The sequence below is a fragment of the Pseudoglutamicibacter albus genome, from assembly GCF_031458175.1.
GTDB classification, from domain to species: Bacteria; Actinomycetota; Actinomycetes; order Actinomycetales; family Micrococcaceae; genus Pseudoglutamicibacter; species Pseudoglutamicibacter albus.
In genome coordinates this window covers 1,368,805-1,394,230 of the sequence record NZ_JAVDXX010000001.1, presented here as the reverse complement: position 1 = coordinate 1,394,230, position 25,426 = coordinate 1,368,805, and the positions used below count along the sequence as shown (strand labels likewise).

The following is a 25,426-nucleotide window of genomic DNA, read 5'->3' as shown; positions in this document are numbered from 1 at the left end:
CCGGGCCTCACGTCAGTTGATCAAGGCTTCTCGTGCGTGTCCGTGGTCTCCGTGGCGTCCGTGGTCTCCCCGGTGCGCGTGGGTGGAGTGTCGCGTTCATCCGCGGAAGGGCCTGCGGACGCATCAACAACGGGGATTGCGGTGGTATCTAGATCTTCAGCCGCTCCCAGCTGTTCTTCCTCCAGGCGGCGCTGTTCTTCTGCGCGGCGCCGTTCCTCTTCTTGGCGTTGCCGCTCTTCTGCCTGGCGTTTTTCTTCTTCGATGCGGCGGCGTTCAGCTTCTTCCGCGGCACGTTGAAGCTCAGCTTCATAGCGTTGGACCGCCAGAATGTTTTCGTTCAGCTGGTTCAGCGAGGCTTCGGCCTGGTCGATTTGGGCCTGGTCAGCGTGAGTGAGTGCCCCGGAAAGCCAGGAAGCTAACGCGAATTCGGCCGCAAGTGTTGCACGGTTACGTAGGTCGTCATCGCCCAGCTGTCCGCGGGCTTGCCCGTACGCTTCGAAGATCGCATCCACCGTGTCAGGGTTATCGATGCCTAAGACCCACGCCAAGTCAGTGGCCGGGTCACCAACGCGTAACGCAGACCAGCCGGTGACCGCCTGCAAGCGCCCTTCGTGAATGAACAAACGTTCCTCATGAAGGTCGCCGTGGATCACGGTGGGGTTGAACCTCCACCAGGCAACGTTTTCCATCATCTCTTCCCAACGGCGCAACAGTTCGGGAGGGACCTTGCCTGATTCTGCGACGTGGTCCAGCTGAGACAGCAAGCCGCGGCGCAATTCCTCAGCTTCAAACACCGGAAGCCTGGAAGCCTCAACCAGTTCGTGTTTGAGCCCGTGAATCGCGGCGATCGCCTGGCCGACGCCTTGTGCGAGCTGGCGCCCGCCATCGGCTTCGAGCTCTTGCAAATCCAGTACGTGCCCCAGTAAGTGGTGGTAAACGAAGGTACGCAGTTGCCCCTGGACTACGGTGCCTGCGATTGTCGGCACAGAGAACGGCAGGGTTGCTCGCGCGGCCGCGGTGAGCGTGTCGAGCGCGCTTTGCTCCGTTTCAAGTTTCATGCTCGCGTCCGCGTGGCGGGGGCTCGTCACGCGCCACCGTTTCCCTTGAGAGTCCACGATGAGCGCAGAATCGAAATCAGCAGAGTCTTCCGGTAAACGGCCCGCTTGGACGGCTGAAAGCCCGGGGACTGCGGCTGTGGCGATGGCGGCGAGGTCGAGCGTACTGCGTTTCACCCTCATAACGTTACGTTGTTATGAGGCTCTTTGCTTGACTGGAGACACCCTGAAGGGACACCTATTTTTTGCTGGGCGCATCGGGTGTACCGGCTACGGTATGTGTATGTCTTTTCTGTCAGTTCCGTTCTCGGGGTTCGCGTGGGATCGCGGTGGTATGGACCGCCGTGAGCACGCCTGGCTTGAGGCTGCAGTGACTGATCCTGCGACCCGGGTTGTGGTGGTAGAACGCAACAGTGTCTTAGTGGATAACAGTGTCTTGGCAGCAAACAGCGTCTTAGTGGACAGCGATGTCTTGGCGGACAGTCCCGCGCAGGGTGACGGGGTGCGTCTTGCTCAGCTGACGGTTGGTGACCTGCACTCGCCGGATGTCCTGCAAACGGCGGGTGTTGCATCTGCCGCCGATGCGCCGGTTGCCTGGCCTGAAGCCGTGTGGCTTGGCCACGTGGAAGGCCAGGATTGGGTTGCGGTTCCGGCCGCATCCGGCCTTGAGACCACGGTGCCTGCGGGTGTGGCGTGGGCGGATGTGCGTCGGGTTGCGGCTCAGTTGTCGGGGCAGGATTCGGCGTTGGCGGCAACGTCGGTGGCGATTCTGGCGTGGAGTGCCGCGAATCGGTTCTGTTCCCGGTGTGGTGAGTCGATGCGTGCAATCGACGCCGGTTGGGTCCGGGTGTGTGGTGCGGGGCATGAGGAGTTCCCGCGGCTTGACCCTGCGGTGATTGTGCGGATCACTGATGATGCTGACCGGGTTTTGTTGGGGCATAACGCGGCCTGGGAGGCTGGACGGTTCTCGATTTTCGCTGGGTTCGTTGAGCCGGGGGAGTCCTTTGAGGACGCGGTGCGTCGGGAGATGCGTGAGGAGGTCGGGCTGGAACTGACCGAGATCACGTATAGGGGTTCGCAACCGTGGCCTTTTCCTCGTTCGCTCATGGTTGGGTTCACGGCACGGGCCGCATCGTGTGGTGTTGTGACCCAGCCTGATGAGATTGATGAGGCCCGGTGGTTCAGTCGTGATGAGTTGCGTGAAGCGGTGGCTGGTGGTGTGATGCGTTTGCCGGGGTCGTCTTCGATCTCGTATGCGTTGTTGGCGGACTGGTATGGGGAAGCGTTGCCTGAGAGGGAGGCTGATGGGCGTGCATAGTCCGAGCCCTGAAGAGATTTTGGATCGCTTGGATGCCGAACAGCACGAGGTTGCTTCCAATATTCATGGGCCGATGGCGGTGATCGCTGGCGCGGGGACGGGTAAGACTCGTGCTATTACGCATCGGATTGCGTATGGGGTGGCAACGGGTGCGTATGTTCCGAATCAGGTGATGGCGGTGACGTTCACGGCGCGCGCGGCTGCGGAGATGCGGGCTCGTCTGCGTGCTTTGGGTGCTCACGGGGTGCAGGCGCATACGTTTCACGCGGCGGCGTTGCGGCAGTTGCAGTATTTTTGGCCGCAAGCTGTGGGCGGGCAGCTTCCGGCGTTGATTGACCATAAGGCTCCGTTGGTGATGGAAGCGGCCCGCCGGTTGCGGGTTTCGGCTGATCGTGCGGCGGTGCGCGATATTGCTGGTGAGCTTGAGTGGGCGAAGGTTTCGATGTTGACGCCGGAGGCTTATGCGTCGCCTGCGTTGAACCGTCCGTCGGTTGGGAATGTTGATCATCAGGCTTTGGCGCGTTTGTATGCCTTGTATGAGGAGGTTAAAACGGACCGCGGGATGATCGATTTTGAGGATGTTTTGTTGTTGACGGTGGGCATCCTTGAAGATGATGAGCGGATTGCCGCGCAGGTGCGCAGCCAGTATCGGCATTTCACGGTGGATGAGTATCAGGATGTTTCCCCGCTTCAGCAGCGGCTTTTGGACGCCTGGTTGGGTACCCGTAACGACGTGTGTGTTGTGGGGGATCCGTCGCAGACGATTTATTCGTTCACGGGAGCTACACCGCGGTTCTTGCTGGATTTTCGTTCTAAGCATCCGGATGCCCGTGAGGTGCGTTTGGTGCGGGATTATCGTTCGACTCCGCAGGTGGTTTCGGTCGCTAACCGTCTGCTCGCACACCGTAGGGTTGAGCGCGGCTTGGATCAGCGGGGCGCGGTGTGGGCTGAACCGCTTGAGTTGATTGCTCAACGTGATGCGGGCCCACAGCCTGAGTTTCACGAGGCCGCAGATGACGATGCGGAAGCGGAGTTCATTGCCCAGCGGATCAGCCAGTTGCACGAGACCGATGGTGTCGCGCTGAAAGACATCGCTGTTTTGTTCCGCACGAATGGGCAATCGGAGGCGTTCGAGCGTGCGTTGAACGCTCACGGGATTAGCTTCCAGTTGCGCGGCGCTGAGCGTTTCTTTAAGCGTTCTGAGGTTCTGCAGGCGATGGCGCAGATTCGCACGGCGGCACGGCAGGCCCCGGATCACCCGGCGCCGCAACTGGTGCGGGATTTGTTGGGGTCGATGGGCTGGTCGGCTAAGGCCCCGCAGGCTACAGGTGCGGTCCGCGACCGCTGGGAATCGTTGTCCGCACTGGTCTCGCTGGCAGAGAGCATGGGTGCCTCGTTGGGTGAGGGCGAACAGATCACGATGAAGCAGTTCGCTGATGAGCTGATGGAACGCGCTCAGACAGCACACGTTCCGCAGCTTGAAGGTGTCACGTTGGCGTCCCTGCACTCTTCGAAGGGTCTTGAATGGGACACCGTGTTCCTCGCGGGCATGACTGAAGGACTCATGCCGATCTCTTTCGCTGAAGACCAAGCGGGCGTGGATGAGGAACGCCGCCTCATGTATGTGGGTGTAACGCGTGCCCAGCGCCGGCTCATCATTTCCTGGGCTCGCTCCCGCACCACTGGTGGCCGTGGCCGCCGCCGGCGCACACGCTTCCTCGACGGGATCGCGCCAACACCACAAGGCGGCACCTCCGCTAGGCCAACAAGGCAGGCCCATCGCAAACCCACGAGTGTTCTGCGCTGCCGGGAATGCGACGGCATCCTCACCAGCGCAACGGAACGTAAACTGCGCCGCTGCGATAACTGCGCGCCAGAAATCAACCAGGAACTCTACGAATCGCTGCGTGAATGGCGCACCGCAACCGCTCGTGAGATCGGGATGCCCGCTTTCGTTGTGCTCACTGACGCATCGCTTCTGGCGCTCGCCGAGATCATGCCGGACGGGCCTGAGGAGCTTTTGAAGGTCCCAGGTATTGGGGCTGCAAAGATGCGGCGTCATGGCGAAAGTATTTTGTCGCTGCTCTCGGACTACCGCTGATAGCCTCACGGCGCGTGCCGCTGACACCTTCACGGCGCGTGCCGTTGACGTGGGCAGTTGCATGAGGCCGGCTGGTAGGTTATCGCGGAGGTTTTAGCGTCGATGCTGATGCTGTGGTTGGTGCTCGGTGGGGGTATGCGCTCATCCAGGATGTGGAGGGCGTGCTGAACGCCGATGGCCGCCACGACGTTGGTTTGCGCTGTTTCTGGGGCGCTGAGGTGCGGGCTGCTCAGTTCGGTGCGTTCTTCTCGTAGCGGCCACGTGTTGGTTACGCATTCGGCACATAAGAGCGGGGAAGCGCTATCACCGGCGTGTGGGGTGCGGATGAGAGGCCCAATGCGTGCGTGATCGTGCAGCAAGACGATGGGCAGCACGGGGATGTTGAGGCTTGCTAGCTGGCTCAATTCGTCTGTTGTGAGGCCGTCGTTGCGTATATAGATGACCGCATCGAGGCAGTGGGCTACGTGGCTGAGTTCGAGTGCACCGATCACGGTGGTGTGCGGATGTATCCGAGCCAGCTGCCGTTGAAGGGCTGTTGCGCGGCTGAGCCCGAGTTCGGTGAGCCGTAGTGGTGTGGTTCCAAGGTCCCAGGATTGCACGCGTTGGGTGTCGCCGCTGAGGATCCGGCCTACCCCGGCGGCAGCGAGCCCGAACGCGACGCTCATCCCGCATCGGTCGAGGCCGTCAATCCACACGCTGCGGCGTTGGCGTTGATAGGCGCCCGGTAGTTCTTCTGCGTCAGCTTTTTCTTGGCGGCCTGCTGTGCGGTGCTGAACAGGTGCTTTGTGGAGGTAACGGGCGTCGTTGATGAGCCGCTCCCCAAGTAGCCCTGGGGCAGGAAGTTTAGGTTTGGGCAGCGCCGTAAGCAGCTGTTTGAGGGATGCCAGTTCCTCGGCGCTGACGCCGGTGATCTGTGTGGTTTCTGGTCCGTCGCCGAGAGTGATCCGGCCGTCCGGGTAGGCGAAAACCCGGGTATGAGGCGCTGGGGCGTGGTCTAGCTCGGGGGCTTTCGCTGTAGGCAACGCTGTCATGGGTCTGTCCTTCGCATTGAGGGAGCTGGTGTGGTTATCGTGCCAGTTTCGCGCAGCAGGCCAGCGAGTCATCCACAGGTTCGGATGTCCACAACCGAACGTGGGGGAGGATCAACGACAATGGATGTACTTTCCCCGATGCCTTGCGGATTTGGAGTTGTGTAGTGAGAACCGAGCACCACATCACCGTGGATGAACTACCTGTCTTGGTGCGTCGTTCATCGCGCCGCCACAAAACCGTGAGCGCGCGGTGGGAGAACGGGATCCTGTGTCTTGCGGTCCCTGCAACGATGAGCCCTACCGCTGTTGAGACGTGGGCGCGTACGATGCGGGAACGGCTTAGCTCCCGTGCCTCACCGGCCGCTCGCACGGATGAGGAGTTGATGCGGCGCGCTGAAAAGATCGCCCACAGCGTGTTCGATGGGCGGGGCATCCCGACCTCGATCCGGTGGGTTACGAATCAGCGGATGCGGTGGGGCTCTGCGACGCTCTCAACGGGAGCCATCCGGATTTCACACATGCTTGAGCACATGCCGCCGTGGGTTATCGACTACGTGATTGGCCACGAGATGGCGCACCTGATAGTGCCGTATGACGGGCACGGGGCCCAGTTCAAAGCGCTCGAGCATCAGCTTCCGCGAGTAGCGGAGGCTAAGGCTTTCCTCGATGGCGTCGTGTGGGCGCGCAGGCTCGGCGACGGCGGCGCCCCTGATGTCGCCGGAGGGAAAGCTGAGGAGTCCTAGCCGCTATTTAGCGGTTACTTCTCGGAATCGTCCTCGCCCTGGTCGTTGTCGCTAGCGCCACCATCGGAAGAGTCGCCACCATTGGAGGAATCGCCGCCATCAGCAGAGGTGCCGTCGAGCCAAGCGCTCACGGCGGCGTCGAAGTCTTCGTCTGAGGCATCGAGCAGCGCGCGGCGTTCGAAATACCCGGTCGGGTCGTCGAGGTCTTCAGCGGTAGGGAGGCTCGCCATATCGGCCCACGCTTCGTCGCGGGCCTCGTTACCGCGTTCCTGGGCGATGAACTCCCACACAGCGGAGGCGTCGCGGGCGCGGCGGGGGCGCATCTCCAAACCGACCAGCCCCGCGAAAGCCAGCTCTTTAGGGCCCCCGGTTGCCCTGCGGCGGCGGATCATCTCCCGTAGCGCGGGAGCGGACGGCAAACGGTGAGCCGCTTGCGTCACTACCGAATCAACCCAACCTTCAATCAGGGCCAGCGTGGTCTCTAGCCGTGCCAGCGCTGCTTCTTGCTGAGGGGTCTTGGTTGGCTCCAGCATCCCGGACTGCAGGACTTCTTGGAACGCGGACGGGTTGAACGGGTCGATCTCGTCGAGTTGTTCGTGGATCGCTGAGGTATTCATGCTGATGCCTTCAGCGAAGTCGGTAACGAGTGCCACCACGTGGTCTTCGAGCCACTCGACCGAATTGAACAGGCGCACGGTAGCGGCTTCACGCATCGCTAGATACAACAGGACTTCAAGATAAGGCTCGGCGAGCCCTTCACCGAAGGCTTTCGCGTTCGCCGGGACGAGGGCGAAACCGCGGCCGGCCATCGGAAGACCAACGTCCGTTCCACCGAAAGTTTCAGACGCCATCGAACCCACGGCTTGGCCCAGCTGGGCGCCGAACATGGTTGAGCCGAGCGAGGTCAGGAACGATCCCGCTTGCCCGAGTAGCGCGCGGGCTTCCTCCGGCATCTGATCGTTGAGTGAGTGGCTTACGGCTTCGGATGCGCGGCGAGCTACAGGTTCGGTGAGGCGCTGCCAACCAGGCAGTGTCTTTTTGATCCATTCGGAACGGCGCAGAATCTGGGGTTGAGCAGCTGGTGCCTCGAAAGAAGTGACTTCGTTGAGCCACATGCCAGCCAAGTGGGCGGCCTCTTCAACATCGTGGCGTTCCTCGTCCGTGACCTTCGGGTCATCGCTACCGAGGACCTGCTCAGCGGATTCCGTCGCGATATTCCAGTTGACGGGCCCACCCGAATTGCCTTGGGCTAGGGCCCCGAAGATGTGCTGGAGCTGCCCGAAGATCGCATTGAAATCGGGTTGCTGACGGGGGTCATCGTCACCTGAGCCGCTACCCATGCCTGCCCCCATTCCGGGACCCATATGCATCGAGAAGCCCTGCGGTGCGGCCCCGCCGAAGAGTTGGTTGAACATCTGGCTCAGCGGATCGCTCGGGCCGTTGGCATCACTGTTGCCGTTGCTACCCGCATCGTTAGCACCTGCGCCGCCCGCGCCACCAGAGCTACCAGCGCCGCCCGTGCCAGACTGAGAACCGTCAGCGCCGTTTTGACCGGTACGGTCTGGGTGCTCGCGGTTGTTGTCGCGGTCATCGCGGCGTTCGCGGTCCTCGTTGTTCTCGCGGTCGTCGTGTGAGCGTGGATCGTCAGCCATACTCCTACGCTACCTGGCTATGGGCGTGAGCACCGGGTGGTTTCGCTTGTGGCTCAGCGCGCCACAGGCTCGTGTAGGCCCGCGTTGGCGGTCGTGTCAATCCTTGCTGTGTAGTCTTTCAGTTATGAGCAGTGGCATGGCTGAAGATTTCCCGGGCGAGAAGGGCACAGGCCGCCCGGGCTTGCAGGGAACAGACTCCCCGCGTGAGCAGAAAACACAGGGCGCGCAGGAGACACAGCGTACGCAGGAAACACAGGGGCTCCTGCACGGCGCTGGTTCGGGCCAGCCGCGGCCTCCGATGCGCCGGCAGCGTAAGGAACGGTATGGTTCGCGTGTTCAGTGGCTTGCCGGGTTGGCTGCGATGGTTTTGTTGACGGTGCCTTTGTCTTTGCCTACGGCGTTCATGATTGAGAAGCCAGGCCCGGTGGTGGACACGGTAGGTGAGATCGAGGGTGTCGACATCATTTCGATCGATGGGCGTAAGACGTATCCGACGGATTCTTCGCTTGCATTGACCACGGTGTCTGTCGCGGGTGGTCCGGGCCGGCAACCTACCGGCTTTGAGGCTGTTGCCGCGTGGTTTGATCCGGTGACGGATATGCAGCCGCAGGAGTTCTATTACCCTTTGGGTGTCACGTTTGAGCAGCGCAGCCAGCAGAGCGAGTTGCAGATGACGAGCTCGCAGGTCACCGCTGAGGTTGCCGCTGTTAAGCATCTGGGTATCGATTTTTCGATGGAGACTCGGATTGTTGGTTTCGCTGAACCCTTTAATGAGGGCACGTTGATGGCCAACGATGCGGTGGTTGCGGTGAACGGGAAGTCGGTTTCGAGCGTCACACAGGTTCAGAAAGCGATCCAGGCTTCGAAAGTTGGGGCTGATGGCGGTTCGGTTGAGTTGGGCATCATCCGTGAGGGCAAGAAGATGACGGTTCAAGCGCAGACCAAGGTTTCTGCGGAGACGGGTAAGCCTTCGTTGGGTGTGTTTATTTCTCCGCATCCGCGTTTCCCGTTCGAGGTTTCTTATGCGATTGAGAACATCGGCGGTTCATCTGCGGGCACGATGATGGCGCTGGGCATTATCGACAAGATGACGCCTGGTTCGTTGGCGGGGGATACGAAGGTTGCTGGCACCGGGACAATCGATATCGATGGCAAGGTCGGCCCGATCGCAGGTGTCGCTCAGAAGATTGTGGGCGCCCGGAAGGCGGGAGCGGAGGTGTTTTTGACTCCGGAACAGAATTGCGCGCAGCTGAAGGGCAGGGTTCCGGAGGGGATCAAGGCGTATTCGATGAAGACGTTGGATGACGCCGTGAAAATCCTTGAATCGGTGGCGCAGGGGAAGGAGCCCGAGGCGCCACGTTGCGGGGCTTAGCTGCCCCGTCATCTACCCTGCGGCGTGTGGGCCCTGGCACTGTTTGGCAGAATGGTAATGGATGTGTCTGATCCCGAGTTTGGTTTGGGCATCTGATCAGCTGTTCGTATTCGATTGAAGGATTGTCGTGACCTCAGGCCCCGCGTTCCCTTTCCCATCCCGTGATTCTGGCGGGGATGGTAAGAATGATTCCGGTTCACGGAACCAGAATGAGAGCCCTAAGATCCCTGCGTTGTTGCCTGCACTGATTATTGTTGCAGCGCTGGTGGGGTTGTTTATTCTTTTCGCCCATTTCTATACGGACGTGCTGTGGTTTAACCAGCTCGGTTTCGCGGACGTGTTTTGGACACGGACTCTGACGCAGGCCGCGTTGTTCGTGATTGGTGCGTTGATTACGGGTGGGGCTGTGTGGCTTCACTTGAATAATGCGTGGCGTAAGCGTCCTAAACAGTCGGGTTCGGCTGCTGGCCAGACGGTGAAGATGCTGGAAGAGACCCCGATGTTCCGCCGTTTGGGGCTGATCTTGGTTCCGGCTCTGTTAGGTGTTTTCTCGGGCATCACGTTGACCTCGGGTTGGCAGATTGTTCAGTTGTGGCTGAACCGGACTCCGTTTGGCGCCAAGGACCCTGAGTTCGGCTTGGATATCTCTTTCTTTGTGATGTCTTTGCCGTTCTTTGAGATGGTGGTTGCGTTCCTGATTTCGGTGACGCTGATCAGCGGTATCGCTGGCGTGGTGGCGCATTATTTGACAGGTGGGATTTCGTTCTCGGATTCGGGGAAGATTTCGGTGACCCGTGCGGCGGGCCTGCAGTTGGGTATTGCGGGTGCGCTGGTGCTGGTCGCATTTGGTCTGCGTTTCTGGCTTGAGTCTTACAGCACGGTTTTGAACCAGTTGGGCCGTGTCCCGGGCGCGTTGTATTCGGATGTCCACGCAGTGATCCCCACTAAGTTCATTCTTGCTGGGGCCGCGTTGATTGCTGCGGCGTTGTTCGTTGTGGCTGGTTTGCGCGGTAAGTGGCGTCTGCCGTTGATCGCGACTGCGATGTTGGCTGTTGTGGCGCTCGTTGCGGGTTTCGCTTTCCCTGCCGCACTCGAGCAGTTCAAGGTCAAGCCTTCGCAGAAGTCGATGGAGCGTCCTTATATTCAGCGCAATATTGATGCCACACGTGCAGCCTATGGCTTGGAGGACGTCAAGCTTGAGAGCTATGACGCGAAGACTCAGCCGGAGAAGAACGCGTTGACTCGCGATGTGGCGACGACTACGAATATTCGTTTGTTGGATCCGAATATTGTCTCTCCTACGTTCGCGCAGTTGCAGCAGCAGCGTGGCTATTACACGTTCCCTAACACTCTTGCGGTGGATCGTTATGAGATCGATGGTGAGCGTCAGGACACTGTGATTGCGGCGCGTGAGTTGGCTGTGAATTCGCAGACGGTGACGAACTCGTGGGTCAACCAGCACATCACGTACACGCACGGTTATGGTGTGGTTGCGGCTTATGGCAATAAGGTGTCGCAGACTGGTGACCCGCAGTTCATGTTGGAGAACATCCCGTCTGAGGGTGTTTTGGGTGATGACTCGACGTATGAGCCTCGTATTTACTTCGGTAAGTCTTCGCCGAAGTATTCGATTGTGGGTGGCCCTGAGGATTGGGAGCCTCGTGAGCTGGACCGTCCGGCGGGCTCGGATGGTCAGGGCGAGCGTCGTAACACCTTCTCGGGTGATGGTGGCCCGAACGTTGGTTCGTTCTTGAATAAGTTGTCGTATGCGATCAAGTTCGGGTCGATGGACATCATGCTTTCGGGGGATGTGAACTCGGAGTCGCAGATTCTTTATGATCGTCATCCGCAGGAGCGTGTGAAGAAGGTCGCTCCGTTCCTCACGGTTGATACCTCCGCCTACCCGGCGATCATCGATGGCCGGGTGAAGTGGATCGTGGATGCGTACACGACCACGAATAACTACCCGTATTCGACCTCGCAACAGTTGGGTGATGCGGTGCGGGACACTCTCACGCGTGGCCAGGGTGCTGGCGCGGACCAGTTCGCTGACAACGTGAACTACATCCGTAACTCGGTCAAGGCCACGGTCGATGCGTATGACGGCTCGGTTGAGTTGTATGCGTGGGAGCCGGATGAGCCGTTGTTGAAGGCTTGGTCGGGTGTGTTCCCGAACGCGATTAAGCCGATGAGCGAGATGTCTCCGAAGCTCATGGAGCATGTGCGTTATCCGGAGGACATGTTCAAGGTTCAGCGTGAGCTGCTGGGTAAGTACCACGTCCAGAAGGCTGATGACTTCTATGAGGGTAACGATGCTTGGCAGGTCCCGAATGATCCGACTGCTGGAGCGGAGAACCCACCTAAGCAGCCGCCGTACTACATGTCGCTGCGTCTGCCGGGGGAGAAAGAGGATTCGTTCTCGTTGACTTCGAGCTTCATTCCGGAGCAGTCGGCTGGTTCGAGGAACCAACGCAACGTGATGTATGGCTTCTTGGCCGCGAACGGTGATGCTGGTTCTACGCCGGGTAAGGTCAATGCTGATTACGGCAAGATCACGTTGTTGAAGTTGCCGACCCAGACTACTGTTCCTGGCCCTGGTCAGGCTCAGCAGAACTTCAACTCGAACCCGTTGATCTCTAAGGATCTGAACTTGCTTTCGGGTACGGGTGGCTCGACGAAGGTTATCAAGGGTAACTTGCTGTCCCTGCCTGTTGGTGGCGGTATTCTCTACGTCCAGCCTGTGTATGTTCAGTCCACGGGTGAGACGTCGTATCCGTCGCTGCGTAAGGTTCTGGTTTCTTACGGTAATTCGGTGGGTTACGCAGATTCGTTGTCTGAAGCCTTGGACCAGGTGTTCGGTGGCGATTCTGGTGCCCAAACCGGGGAGTCCGGCCCGATCAAGGGTGAAGACTCCGAAGGTGGCAAGGACGGTGAAGGGTCCGGCTCTGCACCGGTTGATGCCAACGCGAAACTTTCGGATGCTTTGAAGCGCGCGAATAAGGCCATCAAGGATGGCGAGGATGCGCTCGGTAAGCAGGACTTCGCGGCTTACGGTAAGGCCCAGGATGAGCTGCAGAAGGCTCTTGAAGACGCGACCGCGGCTGATGAGGAGCTGAATGGGACTGCCAACGATGCCGCTGATGCTGAGCCGGAAGGTGAGGAGCAGGGCGATGGTCAGCAAGGAGATGAGTAGCAGGATCAACAGCAGGGCGATCAGTAGTCTTGTGAAGGCTCAGCTGGCTGCCTGGGTGCACGATGCTGAGGCGTCGTTGATCTGATGCGTGGGTGGGAACTCGTGTTGAGTTCCCACCCACCGCTCGTTAGGAGTGATGAACGGCACTCGTGGATTGTTTACTTCTGATTTGCTTACACATGGTGGCTCCCCTATAGTGGAAAGCACGCCGCGGGGTGGAGCAGTTCGGTAGCTCGCCGGGCTCATAACCCGGAGGTCAGAGGTTCAAATCCTCTCCCCGCAACGAGAAAGAAGGCCCTGGACCTAGTACTTAGGTCCAGGGCCTTCAGCTTTCCTGTCAGGTATTCCTGCGGCTTAGCCTATTTGCCAATGTCGTTGAGCAGGTTTCGTACCGAGTTGTTGAACGGTGTTGACAAAACGTAGCGTGGCCCAGAAATACTTGCCCGTGAGGTCACCCCGAAAACGTATCCAAGGTCTTTGGAGGTACGCTTGCTAAGCCATGGCCCGCCGCTAGCGCCACCGCTCATCGCGCACGAGGACATTCTCATATCGTTGAGAAGCCGGTGGCGTTTGAAGGTGTTTCCATCGCAGTAGTGGGCGCGTTCCCCGTAGAACGGCTTCTCACCTGGCCAGCCCCAGATGCGGACCCCGTTCCGCCGGTGGCCCAAGTTGTAGGAGATGCCGTTTCCGCCGACGGCCTGCACTAGGGTTTTACCCCTCAGTTTGTGGACGGTGAAGAAAGCCTGGTCACGTGACGGGTCAGAGTGTTGCCTCCAGCCCTGGAAAGTGGTGGCTCGTTTCCAGTTCCACAAGCCACGCGGTGCCTTGCCGTTCCTGTAGGCCGGAGCGAACGCGATATTGGAGTGCCATCCCTTTCCTTTACCGCCGTGTACGCAGTGCCCTGCTGTAGAGACAACACTCTTGTTGGCAGTGTTAATAACTGATCCTGAGCAGGCGTAGTCTTTTCCCTTATATGTGAAAAATACTTTGCCTGCGGTAGAAGGCACTGGCGCTGAAGAAGCTCGCGCGGAATTCATCTCTGTCGAGCTAGAGTTGCTAGGCGATACCGGGTGGGAATAGTGCTCCTCTTTATTGTTTCCGGAAGCCTGCAGGTCGTCGCTAGCTGGCGCCCTCAACGGCACACTGCTTTGAGGGGCAAGGGCTGCGTTAGCGGAGGAAAAACGGTCAGCTGGAATCGCAGACCGCATCTTTTCTTCAGTCCAGTACCCAGCCGGGTCAGTCGTGGTAGCCGATGACTGAGTGCTGGCAGATGACTGAGTGTTGGCAGACGACTGAGTGCGGAGGGATGACTCAGCGTTGGCGTTGCGGTGATCCGGTGCTGTGATGGATACAGCTTGGTCGTTCTCGTTATCTAGCTGCCGTGGTGCCGCTTGAGCGGTGGCTGTTAGCGACGTTGAGAAAACGGCGGTACATAACGCGTAAATGCCTACCCGTACAAAGGGTTTTCTGTTAAACATGTTTTCCTATCCTGTGTACTGCATTCGGACAGTCTCAGAATAGCTATGAATTGTCTGTTAGAAAACTTTGAATGTACTTTGGGCGTGGCTTGAGGGTGATGATTTGAGATGATAAACCTCTGCCCGGGGCGGTGCCCCGGGCAGAAGCGGCTATGAGACCTCTCTATCAGTCCTCCGTTAGGAAACGTTCGGCGAACCTAGGCCCCGGCTTCACGAAGACCGTGTCCGGTTCAGGAGCTTGCAGGTTCGGGTCATTCTCGGCTGCCGCCTCAAGCGCTTCTTGCGGTACGCCCAGCTGCGGCTCGAAAGTCCCGTCCGGCAGCCAATAGTAGACGTTTCGGCTCAGCATCCCGCCGGGAGCATCGAAACCGGCTTCCGGGGTCAGAGCGCTGAGAGTTTGGACAATCGGGACGAGGTTATTGATGCCCGCATCGGGGTCGATGCGCGAGTACAGGATCGCTGAACGGTTAGGGACCGCGACCATCAGGCCCTCTGGCGCTTCAACACCCAGTTGCTGCAACAGGGCAGGTATGTCTGCGACCTTGGATGCGATGAACATCGAATCTCCGGTCACGAAATGCACACCGTCCTTCTCGAAGCCCTCCTCGATGGGTTCGGCGTTCGTGTTGCGTTGACCTTGGGCGAACAGTTCCTCGAGTGGCACTCCAAGGTCTTGGGCGGCACCCTGTGTCAGCGTGGTCACGTGCGTGGGATGGTCAATGCACAGAACCTGCAGCAGGTCGCCACCGAAAGTGCGTGCGTATTCGAAGCCATCGGCATCTAATTGAGATTTTTCGAAAATACGGGTCCTGATCCGAGCAGACAGCTCTTCGGAGCTCAGCTCAGGCTCACTGCTGGTGTTCGCGACTGCCGTGGAGAAATCGAGCCACCGGTGCAGGGTTTCTTGCCAGTCCTGTTGCGGGAGGCGTTGCATCTCGTCAGCCAAGTTATCCATCGATACTGAGCCGCCAGTCTCGAATTCGAGGATGTGGCCTTCTTCGGTAGTAAGTGGTGTGACGGTGATGCCGCGTGTTCCGAGCTGCTGGATCAGGAACCCGGCGGCTGTGTTGAGGATGTACTCCCTACTGATTTCTGGCTGTTCACTCATACTGTGTTCTCTCGCTTGTCTTGTGGTGTGTCTTGTGAGGGGCGCTGTGTCGTTTCGTTGGTGCCTTGTTCTATTCTGCTGGTGGGCGGTTCAACATGTAAAGCACCATTTTCGCTTTGGTTAGCGCTTTAACGGCGTGCGGTAGGCGTGTGGTGAAATGCACCATGCCGCCCGGGTGCAGGGTTACCGTTTGGTTGTTTGCAGTGATTTCTAGTTCACCTTCGAGGGCCTGCACAATCACAGGCATCGCGGCTGTGTGTTCGGATAGTTCTTCTCCTTCATCGAACGCGAACAACACCACGTTCACTCCTTCGGAGCGCATGAGCTTGGCCGAGGCAGTTGAGTTCGGAGAATACTCAATGTGCTGTGCAAGGTTGTCGATGTACCCGAGTGCAGCGGTCTGTGAAGGTGTGGATTCACTCATGATTGGGTTCCTCTCGTGTGATGCTGACGGGCTTTCCTAGACGGGCAGGGTGAGCCGTTAGCCGATCCATCCGTGGCGGCGAGCGATCTCAGCTGCTTCGTGCTTGGATCTGGCGCCTAGCTTGATTTGAATGTTGGACAGATAGTTGCGCACGGTCCCGTCTGCGAGGTTGGCACGCACGGCGATGTCGTGGACGGGCAATCCGAGCGCGGCGAGTTCCAGAACGTCTGATTCGCGGGCAGTTAACGGTGAATCACCTGCGGCGATCGTGTCCGCGGCAAGGGTAGGGTCGATCGCGCGCTTACCTGCGTGGATGTCGGTAATAGCGCGTACCAGATCGTCAGCCTGCGCGTTTTTCGGTAGGAATCCACGCACGCCGGCTTCGAGCGCTTTCTTGAGGTAACCGGGGCGGGCATGTGAAGTGAGGATCATCGTCGCGCCAGCAGCCCCACGAGCCATGAGCTCTTTGGCAGTCTCGATGCCGTTGATCCCACCCAGCTGGAGGTCGAGGATCGCTACATCGACCCCGTCCATGGCCTCGATGGCTTCCTCCCCGGAGGAATACTCGTCTACAACAGTGAGCTCCTCATTGAGGGAAAGTAGCGAGGCTAAAGCCGAGCGGACGAGGTCTTCGTCATCAACGAGCGCAATACGCAACATGGTCTCCTCGCCTCTGTCTCCGCCTCATCGTGGTTCGCATTAAGCATCGGTCAGTGCCCAGGCTTACTTGCCTAGGCCTGCTTACCCGGGCTTACTTGAGTGGCCACGCCTTATTCCGACGCATATGCCTATTTCCACTGTGCCGAGAGAATGAACGTATCGTCCACTGTTTTAGCTGAGAGCGTGGTGGGGGAGAGGCGGCGTTGCAAGGCAGCAAGCCCAGTCCAGCCCTGCCCAGTCCAGGCCTGCCCCGGCCTGCTCTGCCCCGGTCTGCCTCGACGCGACTTGTTGTGCGGCATCCCGTTATTGGTGATCCTCATGCCGGCCCCGTCCACCTCGACGGTGACCTTAGTGGCGTTGGAATGTTTGAGGATGTTGGTGGTGGCTTCGCGGATGATGTACGCGGCCTCGGTCTCCTTGGATGCAGGGGGCTTCCCGTTCACGGTGACTCGGGCGCCGCTTGCTTTAAGCAAGGAGACAGCGCCGGGAAGTTCGCTACGCCATTCCGGTTTCTGGTAGGTGGAAACCATCGCCCTCATGTCGGTCGTAGATCTGTTGGTCAGGTCCACGATGGCATCCAGCGGAGCTGAGGGGTCGGAGCCTCGTTGAACCAACTGCTTGGCCGTTTGGGCTTGCAACGAGATCGCTGCGAGGCGCTGGCCCATGACGTCGTGCAGATCGGCGGCGAACCGGAGGCGTTCCTCGGCCAGCCGCATCGTGGTTTGGGCCCGGGCTGATTCCTCCATGGTGCGCAGGATGTCTAGGTACCAGACGGAGGATTTGAAAGTGACCCACAGGGCTAACGCGTAGATGATGTAGCTGAAGTACAACGGGTTGGGGACATCGGTGATGACGGTGTAGGCGATCGCGGTGCCTACGGGGACGATTCCCGCCCACAGTGGGCCGATTGAGGTGATGAGCGACGCCGCGGTGAGGAATGAGGCTAACAGTCCGGCAGGGATCGCTTCGGGAGTGTTCGTCCATGTGAAGGCGATCGGCGCGAGCGCTATGGGCGCCAGAAGGGCAACGGCCTGGCTCCATGAGGAGCGCAGGTCGATGCCCTTCATGATCCAGGCGCAGTAGATGATGCCCGTAATCGTGGTTTGGATGCCGATGGCTGCATAGGCCGGGGCTTTCGTGACTGCTTCGGGGTGTTGCGGATAAACAAACACCCACCAGGACAAGACGGTGAGGATGGGTGCCGAGATGACGAGAGTCCACTGGAATGACCGGTAGGCGCGCCGGCTCCGGCTAACCTCGAAGGACTCAACTGGTCGAAATCGCCACATTTGCCCTCTCCTGATTTACCCTCTCCTGGACCAACGGAACTTTGTGGCCACGATCATAGCGGTTAATACTATCCAACCGACAAGGATAGCCATCGGTTTGCCGGCATCTGCGAGGTCGCCGCCGAACCAAGCGATAGACATGACGTCGGCCATCGCGGTGGTCGGGATGAACTCGGTGACCGTGGTCAGGGTGTCATTCAAGATGTTGCGCATCGGGATGAGGCCGGGCCCGAGGGTGAGCAGCATAATGACGGGCATGGAGGTGATCTGTGCGGACTCTGCGGTGCGGGTGAAAATCGTTGTTGCTAGCCCCGCTAGCAGGAACAGCACCACGGTTGCGGTGACGCACGCGGCAAGCAGAGGGATGTTGGTGGGGATGGGGAGATCGAGCACCGCGATTGCGACGGCGAACATGCCCACTGACATGATGAGGCCGAGGAAGAAACCTGGGCTGACAAGGGAAGCGAGGATGGTGCCGTCCCCGACTTCACCGGCCCTCAACCGGGTCAGCACTTGTTCTTCGCGTCGATTCACGGCCGCTGAAAGCGTGTTGTAGTAGGACACGAATGTGAGCCCGATGGCGAGGATTAGGGCGACGAACATCCCGAGGAACTCGCCCATGCCCTCACGCTTAGCCATTTGCGTGAACATGAGAGGCACGGCGAGCGGCAGCGCGATCGCGTACATGACTTGCATGGTGTTGCGTCGTAACAGGGTGAACTCTGCCTTAGTGAGGCTGGTCCATTGGGAGAACGCGGATACGGTACGGGTTTCGGTCGTAGTCATCGTGGTCTCCTTATCTGTTAGGCGCCCCGTGCGGCGGTTGGGTTGGTCTGTGTAGCAGCTGAATCAGCTTGTGCGGCTGAGTAGCTCGCTGGGTCGTCGGCAATGCTGAGGAATACGGATTCCAGCGAGGCGTGACGTACGTCGATGTCGGTGAGGGTGACGTCGTTGTGGCGGGCCCACACGAGCAGCTCGGTCAGATCGTGTTGCAGGTTCATGGTGCGGATTTCGGTGACGCCATCGTGGGTGGACATGTCTTCGAACCGGGGCAGGTCAGGGCGGGCGCCTACCCGGATGGTTGAATGGTGGCCGGCAACCACGTCCGAGAGTGTGCCGGAGGTTGCGATGCGTCCGCGGTGCATGATCGCGAGCCGATCGCATAGCTGCTCTGCTTCTTCCAGGTAGTGGGTCGTGATGACGATGGTGGTGCCGTTTTCGTTGACCTTACGTAGCAGGTTCCAGGCGAGCCGGCGGGACTCCGGGTCGAGGCCGGTGGTTGGTTCGTCGAGGAAGAGTAGGTGCGGCTGGCCGACGAGCGCGCAGGCGAGGTCGAGGCGGCGCCGTTCGCCGCCGGAGAGCGCCGAGACGCGGACGCCGGCGCGGTCGGTCATGTCCACCATCGCGAGCACATCGTCCACGGGGAGGGGAGTGGACAGCGTCCCGGCCCACATCTTCAGGGTCTCTTTGGTGGTGAGGTCGGGTGGGAAACCGCCTTCTTGAAGCATCACGGCCTGGTAGGGGCGGATCTTCTTGCGGTCCTTCACGGGGTTCTTACCGTAGACCCGCACCTGGCCTTGGGTGGGTTTGGCTAGCCCTTCGAGGATTTCGAGGGTCGAGGTCTTCCCCGCACCGTTGGTGCCGAGGAGCCCGAAGACTTCACCAGGGACAACATCGAGGTCAATGCCGTCCACGGCGGTGAAGTCTCCGTAGCGCCGGACGAGGTTTCTTACTTCGATGATTGAACTCATGTTTCAACCCTATGGAGGCATGCTGGCCCGCCGGTAGGGCATGCGCACACGAGAAAATATGAAGATGTGTGGGGTAGGGGATGACAAATGTCACCGGTGGCGGTGTGGTTGTTCGATACGATCAAGCTCTAGGCAGGATGTCCACGACGCGTCCGATGGCTCGCTACCGGGTGCCTCATCTGCCTGTTGTGTATGTGAAGGCTGACTAGAGGCCGGCAGAGAGTCCAGGCCATGGTTGGGGACGTGAATTACGCCGCTGAGCAGCGTGAGCGGATGCAACGGGTACAGAGGGCTAAGAACTACGCTGATTCTCTGCGCAATTCGGAACGGCCGGACACGATCATCGTGTGTGACTTTGACCGTTTCCGTATTCACGATCTGGACTCCGATGATCCGGAGCATAACTACGAAGAGTTCCGTTTGGAGGAGCTGCCGGAGCAGTTGTATCTGCTCGATTTTCTGGTGGATCCAGAACTGGAGCGTCGCCGGCGTGAAGAGAAGGTGTCGATTGATGCTGGCGAGCTGATCGGTAAGGTCTATGACCTTTTGCGGGCCCAGTACATTGATCCGGATTCGGAAGATTCCAAGCATTCGCTCAACGTGTTGTGTGTTCGTTTGGTTTTCTTGCTTTTCGCTGAAGACGCCGGGCTTTTCGCGAAGGATGCTTTCTATAACTACCTCAAACCGGTTCCTGCGGACCGTGTTCGTCCGCCGTTGACAGAGCTTTTTGTTTACCTGAGGACCAGGCCGGAGGAGCGTGCCCCTTACGCTTCTGATGCGTTGAAGGCTTTCCCGTACGTGAATGTTGGGCTGTTTGAGGCGGATGTTGAGGTTCCGCAGTTCACTCAGCAGATCGTCGATGTGCTGTTGGAGGAAGTCAGCGACGGCACGGACTGGTCGCAGATCAGCCCGACTGTTTTCGGCGGTGTTTTCGAGTCCACGCTGAACCCGGAGACTCGCCGTTCCGGTGGGATGCATTACACGTCGCCGCAGAACATCCATAAGTTGATCGGCCCGTTGTTTTTGGATGAGCTCAAGGCCGAGCTGGACGGGATTCTCACGGCACAGGGTGTGGGGGACCGTAAGCGACGTAACGATCTAAACCGGTTCCACGACAAGATCGCGTCTTTGTCGTTTTTTGAAACTTTCATTCCACGACGGATACAAATGCGCTCACCGGTCCAATCGCGGCCTTCAACGAGATCATCGGATGCACCATCGACGACCCAAAGGTCTCTCAGATAGCAAGTGATGTCGGCGCGCCTTACACAGTCTGGGAAGACGAAGAACTCCCCGACATCCACTGGATTTTCGAGGGCAAGGGCCTGGAATTTTGCTTCGATGATGAGATCCTTACAGCCATCTTCTTCCAATTCATCGCGGAAGATGTCTGGAATGTGGGCTCCTGGTCGGGGTCGCTCATTGACGGATTTGTGGCACCAGATATCACCCCAGAACAAGCCGATGCCACCTTCGGGGAACCTGAAGCTATCGGTTGCGGGAGCCCTACGTGGCGGCGCTACGAGATCGGCGACCACTTCATCCACTTCGATTTTGGTGAAGAGGGCCTACACAAGATCACCCTCCTCCTGGAAACCCCCCGAAGTCCAGAAAAACTAAGCACGCGCCGTACCTGTTTCGGCTAGTCGGCCTGAGCGGCCTCCGCAGGAAGCCCCGCCAGCCAGGGGAATGTGTATCTGCTCATTCAAACCGATGGCAGCCAAACCGATGGCAGCGATGCCGAGCGTGAGGCGCAACTGGTGCTCGAAGTGGTCGAGCGGGCCGGTGGGCGGGCCGTGCTCACCACCGACCCCGAGGCAGCCGCGTTTGGGAGACGGCAAGTGAAATGTTTCAGGCGGCACTTGCACTCGGCGGCACGCTCTCGGGCGAGCACGGCATCGGCCTGCTCAAACGCCGCTGGCTCGGCGACGAGCTGGGCGATCGGCAATATGAGTTGCAGCGGCAGATCAAGCGCGTCTTTGATCCGAAAAACATTCTCAATAGGGGCAAGGTATTTGCTGAATAGTGACTATTGAGTGCATTTGTGAATTGTTGATGGTGCCGACTCGTTAATTTCTCATCGAACCTGAAGATAGCGAGGTAGCTGCGGGAGTACACTGAGCTTGGGCGTTATCGTCGCCGATCGGCGCGTGATCCGTGCCGACTCATCTTCCAATTAGGAGGTCGTAATGAAGGCCGCACGCTACTACGGAAATCACGACATTCGCATCGAAGACATTCCCGAGCCGAAGGTCACCCCTGGCACACTCGGTATTGACGTTGCCTGGTGCGGTATCTGCGGCACCGACCTGCACGAATACCTCGACGGCCCCATTTTCTGCCCGCCCGCGGGGCACCCACACCCCATCTCGGGTGAAGAGTCGCCCATCACGCTCGGGCACGAAATGTCGGGCGTTGTCTACGAGGTGGGCGAGGGCGTTGAAGGATTCGAAGTTGGTGACCACGTTGTCGTCGAACCCTACATCATCGCTGACGGCGTCGACACTGGCCCCGACAGCAACGACTACCACCTGTCAAAAGACATGAACTTCATTGGCCTGGCCGGTCGCGGCGGTGGCCTGTCAGAAAAAATCGCGGTCGAGCGCCGTTGGGTGCACAAGATTTCGAAGGATATTCCCCTCGACCAGGCCGCGCTCATCGAGCCGTTCTCGGTAGCCGTGCACGCGGTTGAGCGCTCGGGTGCCAAAGCCGGCGACGTCGCTATCGTCGGCGGTGCCGGGCCGATCGGTGTGCTCTGCGGTGCTGCGCTCAAGGCCATCGGAGCCACCGTCGTGGTGTCTGAGCTGAGCGAACTGCGCCGCCAAAAGGCACTCGACTCGGGTGCCGCCGACTACGCCTTCGACCCGCGCGAGGTCGACGTGGTCGAGAAGGTGCGCGAACTCACCGACGGTAAGGGCGCGAATGTCGCCATCGAGGCCACCAGCGTGCAGGTCGTGCTTGACACTCTGATGGATGCACTGCGTCCCACCGGTGTGCTGCTGATCGTCTCGATCTGGGGCCACAAGGCCGACTTCGACATGCACAAGCTGGTCATGAAGGAGATCGACATGCGCGGTTCGATCGCGTACGTCAACACGCATCCCAAGACCATCAAGATGGTTGAGGAAGGCAAGGTCGACCTGAAGCCATTTATCACCGGCAAGATCGGCCTCGACGACCTCATCGACAAGGGCTTCGACACCCTCATCAACCGCAACGAAACCGCGGTAAAAATTTTGGTGTCGCCCTCGGGTGAGGGTCTCGAATAGTCCCAACGAAGTGCGTGCATCCTGATGCGCACGCTGAACGCCCCGCAGTTTTGCTGCTGCGGGGCGTTCGCTTTGGGTCCGGGTGGGCTGCTGGGGCTGTTTTGTGACACTAGGCTTGGAGCATGTCTGAACTGTCTTCGCGCGCATCCGCAGAAATTTAACTCGTAAACGAACACGGCACCAATAACTACGGCCCGCTGCCGGTGGTGCTCGCTGAAGGCAAGGGTGCCTGGGTCACCGATGTAGACGGTAAGCGCCACCTCGACGCCGTCATGGCATACTCGGCCGCAAACTTCGGCCACTCGAACGACAAGTTCATCGATATCGCCTGCGCCCAGATGCGCAAGCTCGACGTCACGTCGCGAGCGTTCTACGCCACCGGCTTTGGCGAGTTCGCCGAGGCGATCACGAAGCTGTCAGGCCTCGACCGCGTGCTAATGATGAACACCGGCGCCGAAGCCAACGAAACCGCGATCAAAGCCGCCCGCAAGTGGGGCTACAAGGTGAAAGGCGTGGCCGCCGACCAGGCCAAAATCATTGTGATGCACGGCAACTTCCACGGCCGTACCACGACCATCATGTCGTTCAGCGATGACGAAAACGTGCGGGATGGATTCGGTCCGTTCACACCGGGATTCGTGAGCGGAAACCTATATTCAGCTGCGGAAGATGGAGAACAAGATTCTTTCCGAGCTGCATAACGATCAAACGATGCTCGGGTTATCTGAACAGCATTCGCCGTTGAAGGTTTCCCTGAAGCAGTTTCACGGGATTGAAATTAATGATTTCGCAGTGAACGTGGCTAAGACTGCGATGTGGATCGCTGAGCTGCAGGCTAATGCTGAGGCCGAGACGGTGGTCTATAGCCAGATCGAGGACCTACCGCTACAAGACTCGGCGCACGTGGTGCACGGCAATGCGTTGCAGATCGACTGGGCTGAGGTGCTCGACCCGTGCGAGTGCAGCTGCATCATCGGCAACCCGCCGTTTGTTGGTGCGCGCTATCAGTCCAAAGAGCAGAAAGCTGATGTGCTCCGTGTATTCGGGGGAGCCCGCAACGCGGGAAACGTTGACTTCGTGGCGGCCTGGTTTATGCTTGCTGCCCGCTACATGGGAGATCATCCTGTGCGTGCGGCGTTCGTATCGACGAATTCGATCTGCCAAGGCGAGCAGGTAGCGAATGTGTGGTCGCCGATCTATGACCTGGGTGTACGTATCGACTTCGCCCACGACACGTTCCGTTGGACGACCGAATCCTCCGGTGCTGCGGCGGTGTTCGTCGTCATCGTGGGTTTCTCCAAACGCGGTGGCGCAACGCGTCTCTACCACTATTCGACGGTCGATGCGGAGCCCGTGCTGGAACATCCGGACCAGCTGAACGCCTACCTCAAAGATGCCCCGGATGTCTTTGTATGGAGCCGTAACAAACCGCTCTCGGACGTACCGGTGGCGGGTATTGGTTCGCAACCGATCGATAACGGAAACTATCTCTTCACCGCAGGCGAGAAGAAAGCGTTCCTGGCAGCAGAGCCGAAAGCCGAGCGTTTCTTCCACCGATGGTTCGGTTCCCAAGAGTTCATTAAAGGTATCGAACGTTGGGTCATGTGGCTAGGTGAAGCCACACCAGAGGAACTCACTGCTATGCCGCGCGCTATGGAACGAGTTCAAGCGGTCCGGGAATATCGTTTGGCATCTTCGCGCGAAGCGTCCTGGGTTTAGTTCCGCTTCTTTTACGGCCCTGTGTTGGTGGGCTGGGTGAGATAGTACTCGGTTTCGACTTCCTGTGGGGTGGCGTAGTCCAAAGCTTCGTGAAGCCGCTTAGTGTTCCACCAATGCACCCACCGCAAGGTGGCCAGTTCGACTTCTCCGACCGATGTCCACGGGCCTTGGGCATGAATCAGTTCCGCCTTGTAGAGGCCATTGACTGTTTCGGCAAGTGCATTGTCATAAGAATCGCCGACTGTTCCCACACTCGGACGGATTCCGGATTCCGCTAGCGCGGTGGAATACTTCAGTGACACGTACTGGCTGCCCCGATCGCTATGGTGAATTAACCGGTTTCCATGGATTCGCCCTGCAGTCGTTAATGCATGCTCCAAGGCCTCCATGGGCAGCGCATCGGTACGCATCGTCGAGCGTGTAGCAACACCAACAATCTTTCGGCTGTAGGCATCCACGACAAACGCGGTGTAGGCGAATCCCGACAGGGCGCGAACGTAAGTAATGTCAGCAACCCACAACCTGCCTGGCGCTTGTGCACGAAAGTTTCGCTGCACTAGGTCCGGGCGATGATCCGGTGTCTTCGGGCTAATCGTTGTCACGGGCGTTCGCCCACGCCTGCGGCCGGAAACACCTGCTAGCTTCGTTAATCGGGCGGTCTTATCGCGGCCGATATGAAAGCCTTCACGGTTCATCGCGTGCCACATTTTGCGGATACCGTAAACCGAGAAATTCTCCGCATGCACACGTTGTATCTCTGGGATGAGAAGGCTGTCGCTTAAGGCCCTTGCACTGGGAACACGTGTGGTGGCTTTGCGGTAGCCACGTGAAGTAATGAATCCACGATCTGCTTGTTTGAGGACTCGGCAGATGGCCTCGACCCCAAACTGATCCTTGTATGCGTCGATGTAGGAGATCATTTGGTCGTGGGTCGGTCGAGTTCCGCTGCGAAAAAAGCCGAAGCAGTCTTAAGAATCCCGTTTGCTCGTTTCAGCTCGCGGTTTTCGCGGCGCAGACGCTTGAGCTCTTATTCCATCGTTTCGCCGCCAGACGCGCCAGAGTCATCGCGTACTGAAGCGCTGTCACGGTACCAAGCCCGCAACGTATGGTGAGACACTCCAAGCAGCTCACCAACCTCCGTGTAGGCGCGTTGCAGTGAGCAGGACTCCAGGCGGACCATTTCGATGATCTGATGGACCGCCTTCTCCTTGAACTCGAGGGAATACTTTCTAGGCATAGTTCAATCCTTCCTTAGCTGAGGTA

At 59.0% G+C, this 25,426-nt stretch carries 20 protein-coding genes, 1 tRNA gene and 2 pseudogenes; 11 read left to right on the top strand and 12 right to left on the bottom strand.

All coding sequences use genetic code 11. From position 1 onward, the window contains the following. Window positions 1-20: 20 nt before the first annotated feature. Window positions 21-1,232 carry a phosphotransferase gene (locus tag J2S67_RS06030; protein ID WP_310247226.1) on the bottom strand — a complete coding sequence of 404 codons (1,212 nt, stop codon included), beginning with the start codon at window positions 1,230-1,232 and terminating at the stop codon, window positions 21-23. 106 nt (window positions 1,233-1,338) lie between these two features. Here J2S67_RS06030 and nudC point away from each other — a divergent pair, with 106 nt between their 5' ends. Continuing rightward, window positions 1,339-2,373, top strand: a complete 1,035-nt coding sequence (gene nudC, locus J2S67_RS06025; RefSeq protein WP_310247223.1) for an NAD(+) diphosphatase — start codon at window positions 1,339-1,341, stop codon at window positions 2,371-2,373. After that, window positions 2,366-4,474, top strand: a complete 2,109-nt coding sequence (locus J2S67_RS06020) for an ATP-dependent DNA helicase UvrD2 (RefSeq protein WP_310247221.1) — start codon at window positions 2,366-2,368, stop codon at window positions 4,472-4,474. The genes nudC and J2S67_RS06020 overlap by 8 nt, the downstream gene beginning before the upstream one ends. A 29-nt stretch (window positions 4,475-4,503) precedes the next feature. Here J2S67_RS06020 and J2S67_RS06015 read toward each other — a convergent pair whose 3' ends face one another. Beyond that, a complete protein-coding gene (locus J2S67_RS06015) occupies window positions 4,504-5,505 on the bottom strand; it encodes a hypothetical protein (RefSeq protein WP_035755415.1) in 1,002 nt (333 codons plus the stop codon). A 164-nt stretch (window positions 5,506-5,669) separates the two neighbouring features. Between J2S67_RS06015 and J2S67_RS06010 the strand changes: the two genes are divergently transcribed. Then, window positions 5,670-6,248: a M48 metallopeptidase family protein gene (locus J2S67_RS06010; RefSeq protein WP_052048337.1), complete on the top strand. Its 579-nt coding sequence runs from the start codon at window positions 5,670-5,672 to the stop codon at window positions 6,246-6,248. A gap of 14 nt (window positions 6,249-6,262) precedes the next feature. On the opposite strand, the gene J2S67_RS06005 is transcribed toward J2S67_RS06010, so the two are convergent. Further along, the gene (locus J2S67_RS06005) at window positions 6,263-7,900 is read right to left on the bottom strand and encodes a zinc-dependent metalloprotease (RefSeq protein WP_083285605.1); all 1,638 of its coding nucleotides are present in this window, start codon (window positions 7,898-7,900) and stop codon (window positions 6,263-6,265) included. Window positions 7,901-8,036: 136 nt separating this feature from the next. Between J2S67_RS06005 and J2S67_RS06000 the strand changes: the two genes are divergently transcribed. The 3 genes from J2S67_RS06000 (at window position 8,037) to J2S67_RS05990 (ending at window position 12,748) form a co-directional block, all read left to right on the top strand. Next, window positions 8,037-9,272 carry a YlbL family protein gene (locus J2S67_RS06000; protein WP_310247212.1) on the top strand — a complete coding sequence of 412 codons (1,236 nt, stop codon included), beginning with the start codon at window positions 8,037-8,039 and terminating at the stop codon, window positions 9,270-9,272. A 127-nt stretch (window positions 9,273-9,399) separates the two neighbouring features. Next, complete coding sequence (locus J2S67_RS05995) at window positions 9,400-12,465, top strand: UPF0182 family membrane protein (protein WP_083289476.1); 3,066 nt, start codon at window positions 9,400-9,402, stop codon at window positions 12,463-12,465. 209 nt (window positions 12,466-12,674) lie between these two features. After that, window positions 12,675-12,748, top strand: a tRNA-Met gene (locus J2S67_RS05990). 76 nt (window positions 12,749-12,824) lie between these two features. On the opposite strand, the gene J2S67_RS05985 is transcribed toward J2S67_RS05990, so the two are convergent. From J2S67_RS05985 to J2S67_RS05955, 7 genes are all read right to left on the bottom strand, one after another. Then, window positions 12,825-13,277 carry a trypsin-like serine peptidase gene (locus J2S67_RS05985; protein WP_141742490.1) on the bottom strand — a complete coding sequence of 151 codons (453 nt, stop codon included), beginning with the start codon at window positions 13,275-13,277 and terminating at the stop codon, window positions 12,825-12,827. An 832-nt stretch (window positions 13,278-14,109) separates the two neighbouring features. Beyond that, on the bottom strand, window positions 14,110-15,051 hold the full coding sequence (locus J2S67_RS05980; RefSeq protein ID WP_310247207.1) for a hypothetical protein: 942 nt from the start codon (window positions 15,049-15,051) through the stop codon (window positions 14,110-14,112). A gap of 70 nt (window positions 15,052-15,121) precedes the next feature. Continuing rightward, complete coding sequence (locus tag J2S67_RS05975) at window positions 15,122-15,475, bottom strand: cupin domain-containing protein (protein ID WP_070507173.1); 354 nt, start codon at window positions 15,473-15,475, stop codon at window positions 15,122-15,124. A gap of 57 nt (window positions 15,476-15,532) precedes the next feature. After that, on the bottom strand, window positions 15,533-16,135 hold the full coding sequence (locus tag J2S67_RS05970) for a response regulator transcription factor (protein ID WP_310247202.1): 603 nt from the start codon (window positions 16,133-16,135) through the stop codon (window positions 15,533-15,535). A 128-nt stretch (window positions 16,136-16,263) separates the two neighbouring features. Next, window positions 16,264-17,424, bottom strand: coding sequence for a sensor histidine kinase (locus J2S67_RS05965; protein WP_310247197.1), 1,161 nt, complete (start codon window positions 17,422-17,424; stop codon window positions 16,264-16,266). Window positions 17,425-17,439: 15 nt separating this feature from the next. Further along, window positions 17,440-18,210, bottom strand: a complete 771-nt coding sequence (locus J2S67_RS05960; RefSeq protein ID WP_035755410.1) for an ABC transporter permease — start codon at window positions 18,208-18,210, stop codon at window positions 17,440-17,442. Window positions 18,211-18,227: 17 nt separating this feature from the next. Continuing rightward, window positions 18,228-19,175 carry an ABC transporter ATP-binding protein gene (locus tag J2S67_RS05955; RefSeq protein ID WP_310247194.1) on the bottom strand — a complete coding sequence of 316 codons (948 nt, stop codon included), beginning with the start codon at window positions 19,173-19,175 and terminating at the stop codon, window positions 18,228-18,230. 231 nt (window positions 19,176-19,406) lie between these two features. On the opposite strand from J2S67_RS05955, the gene J2S67_RS05950 reads away from it, so the two are divergent. Next, on the top strand, window positions 19,407-20,420 hold the full coding sequence (locus J2S67_RS05950) for a type IIL restriction-modification enzyme MmeI (RefSeq protein ID WP_310247191.1): 1,014 nt from the start codon (window positions 19,407-19,409) through the stop codon (window positions 20,418-20,420). 371 nt (window positions 20,421-20,791) lie between these two features. Here J2S67_RS05950 and J2S67_RS05945 read toward each other — a convergent pair whose 3' ends face one another. Next, window positions 20,792-21,016 carry a hypothetical protein gene (locus J2S67_RS05945; RefSeq protein ID WP_310247187.1) on the bottom strand — a complete coding sequence of 75 codons (225 nt, stop codon included), beginning with the start codon at window positions 21,014-21,016 and terminating at the stop codon, window positions 20,792-20,794. On the opposite strand from J2S67_RS05945, the pseudogene J2S67_RS05940 reads away from it, so the two are divergent. From J2S67_RS05940 to J2S67_RS05925, 4 genes and pseudogenes are all read left to right on the top strand, one after another. Next, a pseudogene (locus J2S67_RS05940) lies at window positions 21,010-21,201 on the top strand (FAD-binding oxidoreductase); the annotation flags it as partial. The gene J2S67_RS05945 and the pseudogene J2S67_RS05940 overlap by 7 nt on opposite strands. Window positions 21,202-21,364: 163 nt before the next feature. Continuing rightward, on the top strand, window positions 21,365-22,444 hold the full coding sequence (locus J2S67_RS05935) for a 2,3-butanediol dehydrogenase (protein WP_035755400.1): 1,080 nt from the start codon (window positions 21,365-21,367) through the stop codon (window positions 22,442-22,444). Between the two features lie 203 nt (window positions 22,445-22,647). Next, window positions 22,648-23,145 carry an aminotransferase class III-fold pyridoxal phosphate-dependent enzyme gene (locus J2S67_RS05930; RefSeq protein ID WP_310247182.1) on the top strand — a complete coding sequence of 166 codons (498 nt, stop codon included), beginning with the start codon at window positions 22,648-22,650 and terminating at the stop codon, window positions 23,143-23,145. Then, the gene (locus J2S67_RS05925) at window positions 23,114-24,163 is read left to right on the top strand and encodes a DNA methyltransferase (RefSeq protein WP_310247178.1); all 1,050 of its coding nucleotides are present in this window, start codon (window positions 23,114-23,116) and stop codon (window positions 24,161-24,163) included. Before J2S67_RS05930 ends, J2S67_RS05925 begins: the two co-directional genes overlap by 32 nt. Before the next feature lie 11 nt (window positions 24,164-24,174). On the opposite strand, the pseudogene J2S67_RS05920 reads toward J2S67_RS05925, so the two are convergent. Further along, a pseudogene (locus J2S67_RS05920) lies at window positions 24,175-25,400 on the bottom strand (IS3 family transposase). Window positions 25,401-25,426 lie beyond the last annotated feature (26 nt).

Coding starts and splice junctions, on each gene's coding strand:
- J2S67_RS05980 (WP_310247207.1), bottom strand. CDS start 15,051: ATGAGTGAACAGCCAGAAATCAGTAGGGAGTACATCCTCAACACAGCC.
- J2S67_RS05925 (WP_310247178.1), top strand. CDS start 23,114: ATGGAGAACAAGATTCTTTCCGAGCTGCATAACGATCAAACGATGCTC.
- J2S67_RS05935 (WP_035755400.1), top strand. CDS start 21,365: ATGAAGGCCGCACGCTACTACGGAAATCACGACATTCGCATCGAAGAC.
- J2S67_RS06005 (WP_083285605.1), bottom strand. CDS start 7,900: ATGGCTGACGATCCACGCTCACACGACGACCGCGAGAACAACGAGGAC.
- J2S67_RS06015 (WP_035755415.1), bottom strand. CDS start 5,505: ATGACAGCGTTGCCTACAGCGAAAGCCCCCGAGCTAGACCACGCCCCA.
- J2S67_RS05975 (WP_070507173.1), bottom strand. CDS start 15,475: ATGAGTGAATCCACACCTTCACAGACCGCTGCACTCGGGTACATCGAC.
- J2S67_RS06000 (WP_310247212.1), top strand. CDS start 8,037: ATGGCTGAAGATTTCCCGGGCGAGAAGGGCACAGGCCGCCCGGGCTTG.
- J2S67_RS05960 (WP_035755410.1), bottom strand. CDS start 18,210: ATGACTACGACCGAAACCCGTACCGTATCCGCGTTCTCCCAATGGACC.
- J2S67_RS05970 (WP_310247202.1), bottom strand. CDS start 16,135: ATGTTGCGTATTGCGCTCGTTGATGACGAAGACCTCGTCCGCTCGGCT.
- J2S67_RS05950 (WP_310247191.1), top strand. CDS start 19,407: ATGGTTGGGGACGTGAATTACGCCGCTGAGCAGCGTGAGCGGATGCAA.
- nudC (WP_310247223.1), top strand. CDS start 1,339: ATGTCTTTTCTGTCAGTTCCGTTCTCGGGGTTCGCGTGGGATCGCGGT.
- J2S67_RS05965 (WP_310247197.1), bottom strand. CDS start 17,424: ATGTGGCGATTTCGACCAGTTGAGTCCTTCGAGGTTAGCCGGAGCCGG.
- J2S67_RS05955 (WP_310247194.1), bottom strand. CDS start 19,175: ATGAGTTCAATCATCGAAGTAAGAAACCTCGTCCGGCGCTACGGAGAC.